This is a genomic window from Sphaerothrix gracilis Ecp01, from assembly GCF_030405905.1.
GTDB lineage: Bacteria > Cyanobacteriota > Cyanobacteriia > Phormidesmidales > Phormidesmidaceae > Sphaerothrix > Sphaerothrix gracilis.
This window is the reverse complement of sequence record NZ_JASATW010000003.1, coordinates 293,138-307,301: the sequence shown is the minus strand read 5'-3', so window position 1 is coordinate 307,301 and position 14,164 is coordinate 293,138. Positions and strand designations below refer to the sequence as shown.

14 protein-coding genes are annotated in these 14,164 nt (G+C 54.6%); 6 read left to right on the top strand and 8 right to left on the bottom strand.

The window, feature by feature from the left end; translation table 11 throughout:
* Complete coding sequence (locus tag QJQ48_RS04935; RefSeq protein ID WP_346290084.1) at nucleotides 1-1,848, top strand: hypothetical protein; 1,848 nt, start codon at nucleotides 1-3, stop codon at nucleotides 1,846-1,848.
* Between the two features lie 149 nt (nucleotides 1,849-1,997).
* Here QJQ48_RS04935 and ftsH read toward each other — a convergent pair whose 3' ends face one another.
* On the bottom strand, nucleotides 1,998-3,923 hold the full coding sequence (ftsH, locus tag QJQ48_RS04930) for an ATP-dependent zinc metalloprotease FtsH (protein ID WP_346290083.1): 1,926 nt from the start codon (nucleotides 3,921-3,923) through the stop codon (nucleotides 1,998-2,000).
* A 246-nt stretch (nucleotides 3,924-4,169) separates the two neighbouring features.
* Here ftsH and QJQ48_RS04925 point away from each other — a divergent pair, with 246 nt between their 5' ends.
* On the top strand, nucleotides 4,170-4,739 hold the full coding sequence (locus QJQ48_RS04925; protein WP_346290082.1) for an NADPH-dependent FMN reductase: 570 nt from the start codon (nucleotides 4,170-4,172) through the stop codon (nucleotides 4,737-4,739).
* Between the two features lie 45 nt (nucleotides 4,740-4,784).
* Complete coding sequence (gene hisG, locus QJQ48_RS04920) at nucleotides 4,785-5,432, top strand: ATP phosphoribosyltransferase (RefSeq protein WP_346290081.1); 648 nt, start codon at nucleotides 4,785-4,787, stop codon at nucleotides 5,430-5,432.
* Nucleotides 5,433-5,509: 77 nt separating this feature from the next.
* Here the strand turns inward: hisG and QJQ48_RS04915 are convergent, their stop codons facing one another.
* From QJQ48_RS04915 to mtnB, 4 genes are all read right to left on the bottom strand, one after another.
* A complete protein-coding gene (locus tag QJQ48_RS04915; RefSeq protein WP_428843025.1) occupies nucleotides 5,510-6,358 on the bottom strand; it encodes an urease accessory protein UreD in 849 nt (282 codons plus the stop codon).
* Between the two features lie 143 nt (nucleotides 6,359-6,501).
* Complete coding sequence (gene mtnC, locus QJQ48_RS04910; protein ID WP_346290079.1) at nucleotides 6,502-7,224, bottom strand: acireductone synthase; 723 nt, start codon at nucleotides 7,222-7,224, stop codon at nucleotides 6,502-6,504.
* A gap of 4 nt (nucleotides 7,225-7,228) precedes the next feature.
* Nucleotides 7,229-7,765, bottom strand: coding sequence for a 1,2-dihydroxy-3-keto-5-methylthiopentene dioxygenase (locus QJQ48_RS04905; protein WP_346290078.1), 537 nt, complete (start codon nucleotides 7,763-7,765; stop codon nucleotides 7,229-7,231).
* 293 nt (nucleotides 7,766-8,058) lie between these two features.
* On the bottom strand, nucleotides 8,059-8,685 hold the full coding sequence (gene mtnB / locus QJQ48_RS04900; RefSeq protein WP_346290077.1) for a methylthioribulose 1-phosphate dehydratase: 627 nt from the start codon (nucleotides 8,683-8,685) through the stop codon (nucleotides 8,059-8,061).
* A 117-nt stretch (nucleotides 8,686-8,802) separates the two neighbouring features.
* On the opposite strand from mtnB, the gene mtnA reads away from it, so the two are divergent.
* Complete coding sequence (gene mtnA, locus QJQ48_RS04895) at nucleotides 8,803-9,846, top strand: S-methyl-5-thioribose-1-phosphate isomerase (protein WP_346290076.1); 1,044 nt, start codon at nucleotides 8,803-8,805, stop codon at nucleotides 9,844-9,846.
* Here the strand turns inward: mtnA and QJQ48_RS04890 are convergent.
* Together QJQ48_RS04890 and QJQ48_RS04885 are read right to left on the bottom strand one after the other, a co-directional pair.
* Nucleotides 9,828-10,871 carry an AI-2E family transporter gene (locus tag QJQ48_RS04890; RefSeq protein WP_346290075.1) on the bottom strand — a complete coding sequence of 348 codons (1,044 nt, stop codon included), beginning with the start codon at nucleotides 10,869-10,871 and terminating at the stop codon, nucleotides 9,828-9,830. The two genes, mtnA and QJQ48_RS04890, sit on opposite strands and share 19 nt — an antisense overlap.
* 19 nt (nucleotides 10,872-10,890) lie before the next feature.
* A complete protein-coding gene (locus QJQ48_RS04885) occupies nucleotides 10,891-11,538 on the bottom strand; it encodes an acetoacetate decarboxylase family protein (protein WP_346290074.1) in 648 nt (215 codons plus the stop codon).
* 200 nt (nucleotides 11,539-11,738) lie between these two features.
* Between QJQ48_RS04885 and QJQ48_RS04880 the strand changes: the two genes are divergently transcribed.
* Both QJQ48_RS04880 and QJQ48_RS04875 read left to right on the top strand, forming a co-directional pair.
* Complete coding sequence (locus QJQ48_RS04880; protein ID WP_346290073.1) at nucleotides 11,739-11,996, top strand: hypothetical protein; 258 nt, start codon at nucleotides 11,739-11,741, stop codon at nucleotides 11,994-11,996.
* A gap of 235 nt (nucleotides 11,997-12,231) precedes the next feature.
* Nucleotides 12,232-13,560 (top strand): MFS transporter, encoded by a 1,329-nt coding sequence (locus QJQ48_RS04875; protein ID WP_346290072.1) that lies wholly within the window; start codon nucleotides 12,232-12,234, stop codon nucleotides 13,558-13,560.
* Here the strand turns inward: QJQ48_RS04875 and QJQ48_RS04870 are convergent.
* Complete coding sequence (locus QJQ48_RS04870) at nucleotides 13,557-14,123, bottom strand: NUDIX hydrolase (RefSeq protein WP_346290071.1); 567 nt, start codon at nucleotides 14,121-14,123, stop codon at nucleotides 13,557-13,559. The two genes, QJQ48_RS04875 and QJQ48_RS04870, sit on opposite strands and share 4 nt — an antisense overlap.
* Nucleotides 14,124-14,164: the final 41 nt, after the last annotated feature.

Genomic DNA, 14,164 nt, shown 5'->3' with positions numbered 1-14,164 from the left:
ATGAGTATCCCCCAGAAAGCTGCCCTGATTTTAGGCGTCAGCGGCACTCTAATAGCCGTTTCGATGCCAGTGGCCCAAGCCCAGCTACAGGTCACGGGCGGGGGCGCTACTATTAACGATGCTCAGGTATTTCAGCCTGATACGGGCGATCGCGTCGATGCCGCCAATCCAACAACAGTCATTGGCACGGACAATCGCTCTGTCATTTACGAAGGTGAGTTTCTGCCCAGCAGCATCCTGATTGAAACGAATCAGGGACCCATTCCTTCCACTGCCATCTTTCGTCCTACAACGTTTCCGGTTTTCGACACCTCAGTTACGAATCCCGGTAGCCCCCTAAATGTATCAAATATTGCCGATGGCACCCGTAGCGGCGAGTTTCAGGGCACCTTATCCTTTCGTAGCTTGAATGCTACCGGGGGCGCTTCCTTCTTCAATATCCCGACTACGCTCAACTTCAGCGTGACGGCAGCAACGGGCGGGACAGAGCTAGGAGCCGTCACCGAGTACCGGGCCGAAAATTTTATTCTGCAGGAAACCGGAGTTGCTACTTCAGGCAGCTCTTTCGGCGTTGTGCAGCGGCGGACGCCAGTTGATTTGGTCCAGTACGCTAACGGCGATTTGAGCAGTACCTCGCCTGAGAATCAGACTGTTTTTAATAGGTCCGTGGCAGCAGCAGCCTATGACGTGGCTCGCGAAGGTATCGGTTTTGGTTATGACAGTTTGGAACTAGGTTTTGACAGCGGTGTCATTCTGACCCCTCCGGGTTTCGACATTGACGGCAACACGCTAATTACCGATGGCGTGTTTGAAGGGGAAATAGAAACCACCCGCTCAACTGTCACCTTCATCAGCTATTTCAACGAAAACGACATCATTGAGATTATTGGCAATTTAGACGAAGTAGAGTACGGCAATGAAGTAGAGCCGCCTGACGGCTATGACGACGATGTCGCCGATAATTCTGACGATAGCGACGACAGCGATAGCGATAGCGACGATAGCGACAGCGACGATAGCGACAGCGACAGCGATAGCGAATCAGACACAGAGGAAGAAACATCAGAAGAGTCTGATAGCGACAGCGGCGAAGAAACCGACAACAATAACGAGTCTGGTAGCGAGGACAGCGAAGAGACGACAGACGATAGTGAAGAAACATCAGAAGAGTCTGGCAGCGGTGACGATGATACCGATGACAGTGAAGAGTCTGACGATACGGAAGAAACCGATGAGGAGACGACAGACTCAGGCGATCGCCGGGAAGAGCGGCGGCGGCGGGCGCGGCTACGGCGCTCAGTGCAGATTGGCGCTGTGCAGGTACGGCCCATTTTTCCGCGCTTCGTCTTCATTGGGGTCTTCGTGTTCCAAAATGTGCCTTCAGGCCGCTGGTTTGATCCCCCGGCTACCGATGGCTTTGAGTATGAAATGATTCCGCGTGATGTGCCTGTAGGGCTAGCTAGCCGCATTTTCCCCGGCATGACGGGTGTAGGCCAAGCGGACGACTCTTTGTTTACCGCGATCAGCGGCTTCCCCCAAAACGTCGATGCAGATGACCGCTTTACCGTCTCGGTTGAAGGACAGGTGTTAGGCGAGTTTGGCCCTGGAGATACCGTCAACTTTAGCGACTATGCTGAGCTGCTAGGCGATCGCCTAGTTGATGGCACAGGCGTACGCAAATTCGTAGTGGCTGACATCAATCCCTCAGTAGACGCGGCTAATCCGGTCGCCTTCCCACTCAAAGTTGACTTCAGCACCGCGACAGCCAGTTTTGAAATGCGGGCTATGGAAGCAACGGCGACGGCGCCAGTCTCTCAGGTCAGCCTAGAAACCGGAGATGCCGAGTAGGCGATCGCGATACAGATGAGTTGACTTAAAAAGCCCCCGGCTGTCGCTGCCCCTCTCACGGGAGACAACGACGGCACGGGGGCTTTGGCTGGTTGGGCAGTGGACTGCCCCGGTTTGATTAATAGGGTGATGACTACGCCGCTAGCAGCCTAGCCTGCCGCCCCTGACTTAGCTAGCTCCTTCTCAGGTAGCTCAGTGTGCTCGCTAACAATCTGCCGAAATTCTTCGCCGCTCAGCGTCTCTTTCTCTAACAGCAGGTCAACCAGGCGATCGATTAGGGTGCGATTTTGCTCTAGCAGTTCACAGGCTTTGTCATAGCAGGCTTTGACCAAGTTGCGAACCTGATTATCGATTTGGGCTGCCATCTCTTCGGAAAATTCAGAGCGGGGCATCAAATCGCGGCCCAAAAAGACCTCACCGCTGGAGTTCTCCAAAGCAAAAGACCCCAGCTCAGACATGCCAAACTTGGTCACCATTTGCCGAGCAATATTCGTCACCTGCTGAATGTCGTTGCTAGCTCCCTGCGTCACCTCATCTTCGCCAAAGACAATCTTTTCCGACGCTCGTCCTCCCAGCGTCAGCGTAATCATATCCACCAGTTCGGCGTAGGACATCAAACCGTCATCACCGCGATCTTCTTTAGGCAAGTAGCTAGCAAAGCCGCCCACCCCACCGGAACGGGGAATAATCGTCACTTTATCGAGCGGGCTAGAGTGCTGCAGCAGCGTCATCAGCAAGGCGTGACCGACTTCATGATAGGCAATCAGCCGCTTTTTCTTGCTGTCGAGCAGTGGCGTCAGGGTGAGGCCAATGGTGATGCGATCGATCGCGTCGGTAATTTCTAACGTTGTAATCGTTTCCTTGCGGCGTCTGGCGGTCAAAATGGCCGCTTCGTTTAGCAAGTTGGCCAGCTGAGCGCCAGAGAAGCCAGGGGTGCGACGGGCGATCGCCTCTAACGAGACTTCTGAATCCAGCTTCTTATTGCGGGCATGGACTTCTAAAATGCCTAGTCGCCCTTTGTAGGTGGGCAAGTCCACAATAATTTGGCGATCGAAGCGGCCCGGACGCAGCAAAGCCGAATCTAAAACATCGGGGCGGTTAGTAGCGGCAATGACGATGACGCCGCTGTTGCCCTCAAAGCCATCCATTTCGGTCAGCAACTGGTTGAGGGTCTGTTCGCGCTCGTCGTTGCCGCCGCCAATGCCAGCGCCCCGCTGTCGCCCCACGGCGTCAATCTCATCAATAAAGACAATGCAGGGGGCGTTTTCCTTGGCTTTCTTGAACAGGTCGCGGACGCGGGAGGCACCAACCCCGACAAACATTTCTACGAACTCAGAACCGGAGATACTGAAGAAGGGTACTGCCGCTTCCCCCGCGATCGCCTTGGCCAGCAGCGTTTTACCCGTGCCGGGGGCCCCAATCAGCAGCACCCCTTTGGGAATCCGCGCCCCAACCGCCGTAAAGCGCTCCGGCTGTTTCAGAAACGTGACAACTTCCTGCAATTCTTCCTTAGCCTCTTCAATACCGGCCACATCGTCAAACAGCACGCCGGTTTTGGCTTCCATCTGAAAGCGAGCCTTGGAGCGGCCAAAATTCATGGCGTTGCCGGAAGCGTTGGCCGAGCGCCGCAGAATCATCAGCAGGCCAATCACTAAAATGAGGGCCAGCAAAGAATTCGTCGCTAACCAGGCCAAGGCGCTATTGTCAGACGCCTCCACCACCTCAAAATCAACCCGGTTGTCCCGCAGGCGATCGATTAGCTCAGGATTGCGATCGCCGGAAAACAGCATCACCTTTTCTGGGGCCGCATCTTCTGGCTGACCGGCTAGCTCGACTAAGGCTGTGCGGCGAGTCGGGTCAATTTCCACCCGCTCCACTTCACCCTGTTCAATTTTGTCCAGCAAGCCGCTATAGGTTAGCTCCTCTGACTGCGGATCGGCTTCTTGAGCCAGCGCTGGTGGCAACCCGGCAAACCCCTGCAGCAGCAGCCAGCTTGCCGTCAAAAATCCGGTTGCTGTCGAACCTAGCTTGACTTTGGCGAGTTTAGACGAAGACCTACCCAAGCGTTGCGTCATGATTACGAATGCCTTTTATCAATCTAGCGGTGGCGCAGTTATGAAATCACACCTATATCTTGTCTATCCTAGCTCTCAAAAACGTATCAGTGAGCCAGCCCCGCCAGAATTCTCGCTCCACTTGGCCTCAAAGGACTGGCCGAAAATGCAGGGCATTTGTAGATTAATCGCAGATCGACTAAAATAAACTCATAACGAGTACGATATAGCGCAAAAATTAAATCTACTTCCTGGAGCTAATAGATCATGGTCAAAATTGTCGGTATTGGCGGTAGTTTACGAGCCGCTTCCTATAGCCAGCAGGCACTCAGAATTGCCGCTCAGCGAATTGAGGCTTTGGGTGGAGAGGTAGAAATCCTCGATCTGCGAGAAATGACCTTGCCCTTCTGCGACGGTTCTAAAGCGTATGCTGACTATCCAGACGTGAAGCGGCTACAGGATACAGTCCGGCAGGCAGACGGGCTGATTTTAGCGACTCCTGAATATCACGGCAGCGTCAGCGGCGTGATCAAAAATGCCTTGGACTTGATGAGCTTTGATGAGCTTTCAGATAAAGTCACTGGGCTGATTAGCGTTCTGGGCGGACAGCCCAACAGCAACGCCCTCAATGATTTAAGAATTATCATGCGATGGGTGCACGGTTGGGTGATTCCAGAACAAATTGCCATTGGTCAGGCGTGGCAAGCCTTTGACGAAAACGGCCAGCTTGTAGATCAAAAGCTCTCTGAGCGCTTCGATCGCTTTGCTGAAAGCCTGCTCCTAAATACGCAAAAGCTCTCACAGGCGTCTCCGGTGGAAAACCGGCAAGCCGCTTAGTTGATACAATTGGCAGGACATTTTTAATTAGCCAATTAGCCGCTCATGATCACCGTTGCCCTGCCCAAAGGGGCTTTGCTGAAAGACAGTATTGCTCTGTTTCAATCTCTTGGCTTAGACTTCAGCGGCTTTTTGGACAAGACCAATCGCCAACTGCAGATTAGTGACGCAACGGGTACCGCCCAAGCACTTCTGGTACGGGCGCAAGATGTGCCAGTTTATGTGGAATATGGTCAGGCTCAGGTGGGCGTAGTGGGCTATGACGTCCTGCGGGAAAAGCATCCCAATGTGGCTCACCTAGCCGATCTGGGCTTTGGCGACTGTCGGCTATCGGTGGCGGTAAAAGCCAGCAGTCCCTACCGCTCAGCTTTAGACCTGCCGGCCCACAGCCGCGTCGCCTCCAAGTTCGTCAACTGTGCCAGAGAGTACTTTCAAAGCATTGACTTGCCCGTAGAAATTGTGCCGCTGTACGGCTCGGTAGAGCTAGGCCCGATCACGGGCATGTCTGAGGCGATTGTGGACTTGGTTTCAACCGGCACCACGCTGCGGGAAAACAATTTAATTGAGCTAGAAGTGCTCTACCAGAGTACGGCCCGTCTTATTGTCCACCCGCTGAGCTATCGGCTCAACTCAGACGGATTGCAGCAGCTTGTTGAAAAAATTCGCCAGCAAACCGCGATCGCGGCGGTTTAGGCCAGCCAAGTGAGTTTGGGTCGGCAGCCGCCAATTATGCAGGTAGCCAAGCGAATACAAGTTGCATAGACCAGTCGCTACCGCCCCCAAACACGGGGAATACAGACAGAACGTTTTAGGTACCAAGGTCGCAGCACCTGCCAAAGGGAAACAAACCAGGCCCGTGCTGCCTGACTCGATCGCCCCCGATAGCGACAAAGTACGCCGTCCATCAGGGTAGTCACGCCCACGTCACCTGCTGAAGGTGTTGGGCAGTCCCGCAAAGCCGCTAGCTGTGCCTCGGTTGGGATGTATCCCAGCAGAACCAAGCTGCCAATGACTGGATGACCGTTGAGGCCGTGGGGACTGCGCAACACCTCTGAACCGCCTGCTAAAAACTGCCGATCGAGCCATAGAGGGTGACCTTGTCGCCAAACCTCTAAGTGCGATCGCCAGTGACCGCTTAAAAACTGCTCGCCACGGGCACTGCGGCCAAAGCGAGTAATGTCCCATCCCAGCCAAACAGCCCCAGGGGCTAGCTCAATCCGGGTAGATTGCTGATACTGCGCTCCGTTGAAGATGATTGTTTCTTGGGGAAACCATTCCAGACAGGTTTGAGGCGCTAAATTTAGCTGTACCTGCTGCTGCACCACTAGCCCATCGCTGCGATAGACCTTATTGGCCGCCGCCGTCGTTACTAGGGCCTGACTCTCTGGCTGCAGCCGCAAATCTAGCGATAGGCGATCGCCCCCCACCATTCCCCCCGCCGTATGCACAATAACGCTGTGGCAGACTTCGCCCTCTGGATAAAAAGGCCGCTGGAGCCTCAGCGGTGCCGCTGTCTGCACCTGCGTCGGCCTAGTCTTGTCAGCCTGACGAGCAAAGCTGAGTTGTAGCTGTCCATGCCAGCCCGTCGTTTCAGACAATATCGTGGGAGGTACAGACATCTCTGCAGTCATCAACCAAAACTCCCCATCAGTCGTAGGATGGGCAAAGCCAAGCGTGCCCATCAAAACGATGCCCATCAAAACGAGTCGTTATTGCCAAACAATATTTCTCAGACTCAGTCAGGCCCATCAAAACCAGCCATCTAAACCACCTCAAACGACGTCACCAGCTTAAATTCTGCCGAATCAGCGCTGTGATTTCCCGGACGCGAAGAAAACAGCGTCTGCATCCCGGCCTGAGCCGCCGCTCGCAGCTCCGCCACCACGTCTGAAATAAATAGAATGCGCTCCGGCACTAGGCCCATCTGCGCCGCAATCTTGCGGTAGCTCTCGGCTTCCTTCTTTGGCCCAGTGCGCGTATCAAAGTGACCGCTCAGATAAGGACTCAGATCGCCCACCTGGGTATGCTCAAATATTTGCTTCTGCGCTTGCACGCTGCCCGACGAGAAAATGTACAGCCGCTTACCCATCTGCGTCCAGCGCTTGAAAGCCGGTTTAATATCCGCGAATATCTGCGACTGCAGCTTACCTGTGGCGTAGCCCTCAGCCCAGATCTTTCCCTGCAAAGATTTTAGTCCTGTAGACTTGCGATCGCGGTCAATCAAATAGTGAATATAGGGCATTGCTGCCGTAGGCGCATTCCCCGTCCAGGCCGGAACCAATTCACCGCGATCGCTCTTATATTCCTGTCTCAGCAAAGCCAGATCCTCCTGCACAGCCGCTTCGCTGCCGTGGGCTTTGAGATAGGCTTCAGCGCGATCGCGGGCAAAGGGAAACAGCGTTTCAAATACGAAAGGGACAGGCGTGGTGGTCCCTTCAATGTCTAGCAGAATGGCGTCTACGGCATCGGTCGGATAGTAGGTCATATGTCTAAGCGCTGAAGCAGAGGGGCTGATATTGCTGCTCTTTCTGGCTGTGGGTGTAGTGGGGTGTCCAGCCATTGGGATCTTGGAATAGGCGAATGGCTCGAATGCGGCGATCGCGGCAGAGATCGAACCAGTGATGGGTACCGCGCGGTACCAGTAGCAGATCGCCGGGGCCAACTTCAACCCGAATTACGGGGCCGTTTTCAGGGTTGATGTGGAACAGTCCCCGCCCTTCGAGGGTAAAGCGAACTTCGTCTTCATCGTGCCAATGTTCTTGGCTGAATTTAGCCAGCATGGCGTCGAGATTGGGGGTGTCAGGGGTGATATCAATCACGTCGGCGGTTGTATAGCCACCTGATTCTTTGAGGACGGCAATTTCGTCGTCATAGGCGGCTAGCACTTCGGCGGCAGTTGCTGATGCCGCTAGGGGCTGATCCGGCTGCCAGCGAGCATAGCCAATATTGAGGGTGTCTAGATAGTTTTTAATATCTAACGATTCAGTCAGAGTGCGGTTTTCAGTTGGAATAGTCAGCGTTGCCATGATAAGGGGGGCAGGTCTGTATAAGATTGATCGTCTTTATAGAGTTTATCGGTTAGATACGTTCTTACGCGGGGATTGGTCTTAGTCGGGACAGTTGGGCAGTCGGGGCAGGTTTTGTATGGAGCTTATCGCCTCTTGAGAGGCCGCTAGCTAAACCTACCCTTACAGGGATCTTACGGTGATTGGTCGGGGCAGGTTTTGGAGAGGGGCGATTGCTTATTGAGGGTTGATTAGCCAAACCTGCCCTTACGGGGAGTGATCGTCTGTTGAGCGTCTATCGGCTAGATATGTGATTACGACGGGATTTGACTACTCAGGGCGATCTCGCGATAGGTTATTTCCAACAAAAACTCCCAGGTTTCTAAGTGACGCCTTGCCTCAAACAAAGTCTCCCCCCAGGCGTAGAGGCCGTGGCCTGCTAGCAAAAAGCCGTAGGGGGCTGTCGTCAGCAAGGGCTGAATTTGCTGGCTCAGATAGGCCATATCCTGATGGTTAGCGAAAATAGGCAGGGCTACGCTGGCGGTATGGGTGGTGATGCCGCTCAGTCCCTTCAGCATTTCGTAGCCCGCGATCGCAATTTTGCCCTCAGCTTCAAAATGCCGCGACAGCAGCGTATTGAACACGGAATGGGCGTGTAAAACGGCTCCGGCCCCCGTGGCCTGCACAATGGCTAAATGCAGCAGGGTTTCAGCCGAGGCTTTGCCTGTCCCCGCAACGACCTGCCCCCGTTCGCTAATCTCGATCAGATCCTGCGATCGCACCAGTCCCTTGTCTACGCCGCTGGGAGACATCAAGAGTCTCAGGGGCTGTCGCTCTAGCACCGCGCTAAAGTTGCCGCCGGTGCCAGCCGCCCAGCCCTTAGCGTGAATATCGCCAATCACCCAGGACAGAGATTCTCGCAGATCGGTTGAATTGAGCATGACAAATTTCTCAGGGCGATCGCAGCCGGAAAATTAGCATAGCAAATTGAGCTAGCCCTGAACCTGAGCGGCGCAAAAAGCTAGACTGTTAAACTGCACTGGATAAGCTGCTTTCTTATGCCTCCTTTTCGCAGTATTGAATGGACAGGTCAGACGCTGCGGCTGCTAGATCAGCGGCGGCTGCCCCACGAGACGGTCTATGCCGAGTTCCACACCTACGAGGCCGTGGCAGCGGCGATTCGAGACATGGTAGTGCGGGGTGCCCCGGCCATTGGGGTGACGGCGGCTTTTGGTTTAGTGCTGGCCGCGCAGCAGAGCAAGGCGGCGACCGTAGAGGCCATGCAGGCTGAGCTACGCCAAGCGGCGGCCCATCTGCAGCAGGCCCGACCGACCGCCGTAAATCTTTCTTGGGCGCTGAAGCGAATGCTGCAGCAGGTAGAAGCCGTGCTGACTCCTGCTGTAGAGGATGTGCGGCGAGTGCTGGAGCAGGCAGCTCAGCAGCTCTATAGCGAAGATGTGGAAATTAATCGCCAAATTGGTCTTCAGGCCCAGTCGCTGATTCCCTCCCCGGCTGAGATTATGCACCACTGCAATACCGGAGCGCTGGCAACCGTAGACTACGGTACGGCATTAGGGGCAATTCGGATTGCGCATGAACAAGGCAAACAGGTTCACGCCTTTTTAGACGAAACCCGGCCCCGGCTGCAGGGGGCGAGCCTTTCAGCTTATGAACTACAGGCGTACGGCATTCCCCATACGGTAATTGTTGACTCGGCCTCTGGCTACCTAATGCGTACCCGCTCGATTGATCTATGCATTGTCGGCTGCGATCGCGTGGCGGCAAACGGCGACGTGGCTAATAAGATTGGCACCTACAATCTGGCGATTGTGGCTAAAGCGCATCAGGTCCCGTTCTATGTGGCCTGTCCGCTCAGCTCGGTGGATATTGCCCTCGCCAGTGGCGATCAAATTGAGATTGAGCAGCGCAGCCCTGAAGAGATCACCCAGATAGGCGATCGCACCATTACTCCCACCGGAACCGCTGTGTTCAATCCGGCTTTTGACATTACCCCCGCCGCCTATATCAGCGCCCTGATCACCGAAAAAGGCGTGATTCTGCCCCCCTTTGAACCGAAGCTGCGTCAGCTCTTGGAAGTGTAAGAGGCCCCCTGCTCGCCCAGCAGGACGGCAATGCCGCGTGTAGCCTCAAACTCGCCGCACAGCACCACCAGTGCCACCGTCATCGGCACCCCCAAAATCGCGCCGGGAATCCCCCAAACCCAGCCCCAAAACACAATTGAGAACAGGGCGACAAAGGGAGAAAGCTGAAGCGAACTGCCCTGCAGCTTTGGATCTACAAAGTTACCCAAAATCACCTGAATCGTTGCCAGTCCCACCAGCGTGATGATGCCGCGAGCCGCCCCGTCGAAGATAGACGCTACCAGCGTCGGCGGAATCACGGCAATAATTGAGCCGAGGGTGGGCACAAAATTCAGCACAAAGGCAATCAGTCCCCAGACAAAGGCTAAATCGACGCCTAGAATTAGGCACCACAGCCAGGTGAGAATCCCAGTGAGCAAGCTGGTAAAGGTCATCACCCACAGATAGCGCCGCAGCTTACCGCTGATGCTAGCCGTCGCATCCATAATTTTTGCACTTACCGCCGCTGGGAAGCCTCGCTGCACCTTTTTGCGATACGCTTCCACCTCCAGCAGCAACAGGGCCAAAAGCGACACTACCAGCACAAACAGGCTCAAAGCCGAAAGCAGGGACCGAATGCCGCCAATGGCTCTGCCGGTGAGCTGCCCCGATGACCCCTGGGACTGGAGCGGATTATCTGAGACGGGCAGACCGTACTGCCTAGCCAGCTCAACGACTGTACTAAGTAGCTGCTGCAGGCGATCGCTATACTCCGGCAGCTTCGGCTGAATCAGGTCAACGCTGATTTCCAGCGCCCCCACGGCAATGCCCAATACTCCCGCCAGTAAAAGCAAGATAATAATCAGAGTCAGCCAGCGCGGCAGGCGGCGATTGAGCGATCGCTGTAGGGGATGCACCAGCACAGCAATAAAAAAGGCGAAGGCCAGCGGCATGGTCACCGGACGAGTCGCCTTCAGTGCCCAAACCACCAGCACCGTCGCAATTACCGCTAGTAAAATCTGGGTTGTTTTGGGCGAAACAGACATGAGTAATCGCAGTAACAGCTCAGTCGAGTCTTTGAGGCGGATTCACCTCAAGCTGCAGCGATTTTAAGCGAAAGGTTAGCCAGGGGGAATCTAACTGTAGGCTGGCAAAAGGACTCGCGGCAGGCACCTGAATTTGCACAGCGCTCAGCCACTGTAGCTGGAACCGGGCGATCGCGGTAAACCACAGCCGCTGTTTTAGCTGCTGACCAAAGGCGGCTACGGGTAGCTGCAGCGGCAGTCGCGGAGGCGCAGCCTGAGCTGTCAACTCACAAAGGGCGATCGCTGACTGCTCCGCCCCCACCTGCAGCGGCTCCGCCTCCCAGGTAAAAGTTGCTACCTCTTTAGGTAAGCCCCAAATCTGGCGACCGCCAGCCACAGAAGCTAGATTGTCTACATAGATGTGAGAGATCCAGAAGCCTAGCTTACCGGCGTAGCGTACCAGACCGGAAATCACAATCAATTCCTGGTAGGTCAGCGTTGAGCCAGTTACATACTGGGCAAAATACAGTCCTCCCAGGGTCTTCCCCGGCCAGATCTGCACGATGTCAAACTGGTCAGGAATAAAAAAGCGCGATCGCGCTAGACTCACTGGCTGCAGGGTCTGAATGGCTGTTCCAATTAGCTGCCAGGGGGCAGGGGGATAGGTTTGCGAAAATTCCCCGACCATAATTTTTACAGCTCTTCAATATAGACAAAAATTAATACTTTGCAGCGATCTCTAGCAATATCTATCTTACTCAGCCTGGAAATATGTCTGGAGAGAGTGACATGTTTTTAAAAGTCTATCTTCGGCGTGATTAGATTTATTGGAATTGATGAATACACTAGTGGCAAGATAAACATTTTTTTACAAAACGCAACTTCAGTATGCTGAACCCCAAAACTGAGCAGCTTCAGGTCGTCGAGGATCTGCTGGTAGCTGTCGAAACCAGTCAATCTTCCAGTCAGGACATAGTTTTGGTCAGCGCTAAAGCCTGTTTGGATTTAGCTGACTACGATCTCAATACAGCTGAGCTGTACAAGCTAAAGCAAATTCTCAAAGATTTGAATACCCAGCTAGCCGAATCCCTGCAGCGAGAGCATCCGGCTGCTTCAGTGGTTTTAGAAATTTGCTCCAAGTCTTAACCAGAAAGACCTAATATTTGAGGGATGCATTTGCGATCGCGCAATGCACCAAAGTCCTGCAAAATGCTGCGATACGGCTGTGCCCAACAGTTCCCTACAGTGTCGTTTGTGGATGCTTGCTTCTCAGCCGCGCTACGGGTCTTAATTACATTTCTACCTGTTTGTAGATTGCAGCGAGTGAAAAGAACAGCATGATCAAGCTGCGGATCTGTGTTCTCTCGTCGGTTACCTTCTTTTGCAGCAAAAACGCCTCAGCTACGCTCAGCTCCTCAACATCAGTCTAGGTTTCTGGGGCATTCAGATCAGCTCTGGTCTACAAACCGCTAATACCAGCGCTATTTTTGAATGTTTAGGTGCGTCTGTCAGTCAAATTCCGCTGCTGTGGCTGGGAGCACCCGTCTTAGGTTTATTAGTCCAGCCCGTCGTTGGGCGCATGAGTGACAAAACTTGGAATCGCCTAGGGCGGCGACAGCCCTATTTTTTAGTAGGGGCAGTTCTGAGCGCGATGACACTGCTGCTGCTACCTAACGCCTCGGCTCTATGGATGGCGGCGATACTGCACTGGACCCTGGAAGCAACCACCAATATTGCTGTAGCTCCGGCAAGGGCGTTTGTAGGAGATATGCTGCCGCGATCGCAGCGCACTTTGGGCTACGCGCTGCAGAGTCTCTGTGTTGGTTCCGGAGCCGTGATTGCGGCGGCGCTGCCCTGGATTTTAAGTACCTTTTTTGACGTGTCTAGCGCCGCAGAGCAGGCGGCAGTGCCGCTGACGATTCGGATCTCTTACGGCTTAGGTGCGGCTATGTGTTTGAGCGGTACGCTGTGGACATTTTTCTCGGTCAAAGAACCGCCTCCGGCTGAGTTTGAGACGGGGACTTTGCAGGAATCAGAGGGAGTTGGCTCCACGCTCAAGTCCATTTTTCAAGCCGTGACTTCTATGCCATTGCTAATGCGGCGGCTGGCCTGGGTGCAGGTATTTACCTGGTTTGGGATGTACTGCATTTTTCTGTATTTCCCCACGGCGGTAGCTCAGAATATCTTGGGCGCGACCAACGAAGATTCCCTCAGGTATGCTCACGGCATTGAGTGGGCAGGCGTTTGCATCGCTTTTTACAACCTGGTTTGCCTGCTCTTTTCGCTGCTGCTGCCGCTGCTGAGTCGGCGACTGGGCCGCGTGCTGCTCCACACTCTCTGCCTGCTCTGTGGCGCAGCGGGCCTGGTTTCCCTCTTGCTGATTCACAATCAGTACCACATTCTGATAGCCATGACCGGGGTAGGCATTGCCTGGGCTAGCATTTTGTCAATTCCCTACGCCCTGCTGATGGACAATCTCTCAGACAGCGACAGCGGCATTTACATGGGAATTTTCAACGGATTTGTGGTGCTGCCCCAAATTATTATGTCGCTGGGGCTGGGCTGGATCATGGCTCATCTGCTCCAGGGCGATCGCCTCTTGGCCCTGACTTTGGGCGGCTGCTGTATGGTGATTGCCGCTCTGCTGATGCAGCGAGTCACCGAAGAGGCAATAGACACAACAACCGAAGCCGTCCAGGAAGCCTCCTAGCGCCGCTGGCGTTTTTCTGTCAACACCTGTAGCCCCAACATCAGCGCCGCCACGGTACCCGCGACCTGTAGCTCGCCCTGAGCAATCCGCTGCGAAATTTCACTCAGGGGAATCAAAACCAGGGCGATCGCCTCTGTAATGTCTAGCTGCTGCTGCCCCACCGGGTAAGCCGCCTCAGCCAAAAACAGGTGAATCTGGTTTGTGTCTTTCACCGGATTGTCGTAGAGGGTGCCGAGGGGGGTGAGATGGTCAGCACTGTAGCCAGTTTCCTCCTGCAGTTCCCGCAGTGCCGCCGCCGTGGGCGACTCTTGCTGCGGATCAAACGTGCCCGCAGGCAGCTCCGTCAGCAGTTTTTGCACCCCATGACGATACTGCCGCACAAACAGGACGCGCTCATCCGGCAGCAACGGCAGCACCATCGCTACGTCCGGGCGCACGTTAACAAAATAGTCATCAATTAGCTTGCCGTCAGGCAGCTCTACTGTGTCCTGCCGCACCCGACACCAGCGATGATTCAAGGCCCAGCGCGATCGCAGGCGTTTCCAGGGCTGTAGTTGGGGCATGGGGCTATGGGACGGTTCCAAATTTCGTTAGATTAGAGGAG

Excerpts from the sequence above, each read along its gene's own strand:
- QJQ48_RS04935 (WP_346290084.1), top strand. The coding sequence starts at position 1 with ATGAGTATCCCCCAGAAAGCTGCCCTGATTTTAGGCGTCAGCGGCACT.
- ftsH (WP_346290083.1), bottom strand. The coding sequence starts at position 3,923 with ATGACGCAACGCTTGGGTAGGTCTTCGTCTAAACTCGCCAAAGTCAAG.
- QJQ48_RS04925 (WP_346290082.1), top strand. The coding sequence starts at position 4,170 with ATGGTCAAAATTGTCGGTATTGGCGGTAGTTTACGAGCCGCTTCCTAT.
- hisG (WP_346290081.1), top strand. The coding sequence starts at position 4,785 with ATGATCACCGTTGCCCTGCCCAAAGGGGCTTTGCTGAAAGACAGTATT.
- QJQ48_RS04915 (WP_428843025.1), bottom strand. The coding sequence starts at position 6,358 with ATGTCTGTACCTCCCACGATATTGTCTGAAACGACGGGCTGGCATGGA.
- mtnC (WP_346290079.1), bottom strand. The coding sequence starts at position 7,224 with ATGACCTACTATCCGACCGATGCCGTAGACGCCATTCTGCTAGACATT.
- QJQ48_RS04905 (WP_346290078.1), bottom strand. The coding sequence starts at position 7,765 with ATGGCAACGCTGACTATTCCAACTGAAAACCGCACTCTGACTGAATCG.
- mtnB (WP_346290077.1), bottom strand. The coding sequence starts at position 8,685 with ATGCTCAATTCAACCGATCTGCGAGAATCTCTGTCCTGGGTGATTGGC.
- mtnA (WP_346290076.1), top strand. The coding sequence starts at position 8,803 with ATGCCTCCTTTTCGCAGTATTGAATGGACAGGTCAGACGCTGCGGCTG.
- QJQ48_RS04890 (WP_346290075.1), bottom strand. The coding sequence starts at position 10,871 with ATGTCTGTTTCGCCCAAAACAACCCAGATTTTACTAGCGGTAATTGCG.
- QJQ48_RS04885 (WP_346290074.1), bottom strand. The coding sequence starts at position 11,538 with ATGGTCGGGGAATTTTCGCAAACCTATCCCCCTGCCCCCTGGCAGCTA.
- QJQ48_RS04880 (WP_346290073.1), top strand. The coding sequence starts at position 11,739 with ATGCTGAACCCCAAAACTGAGCAGCTTCAGGTCGTCGAGGATCTGCTG.
- QJQ48_RS04870 (WP_346290071.1), bottom strand. The coding sequence starts at position 14,123 with ATGCCCCAACTACAGCCCTGGAAACGCCTGCGATCGCGCTGGGCCTTG.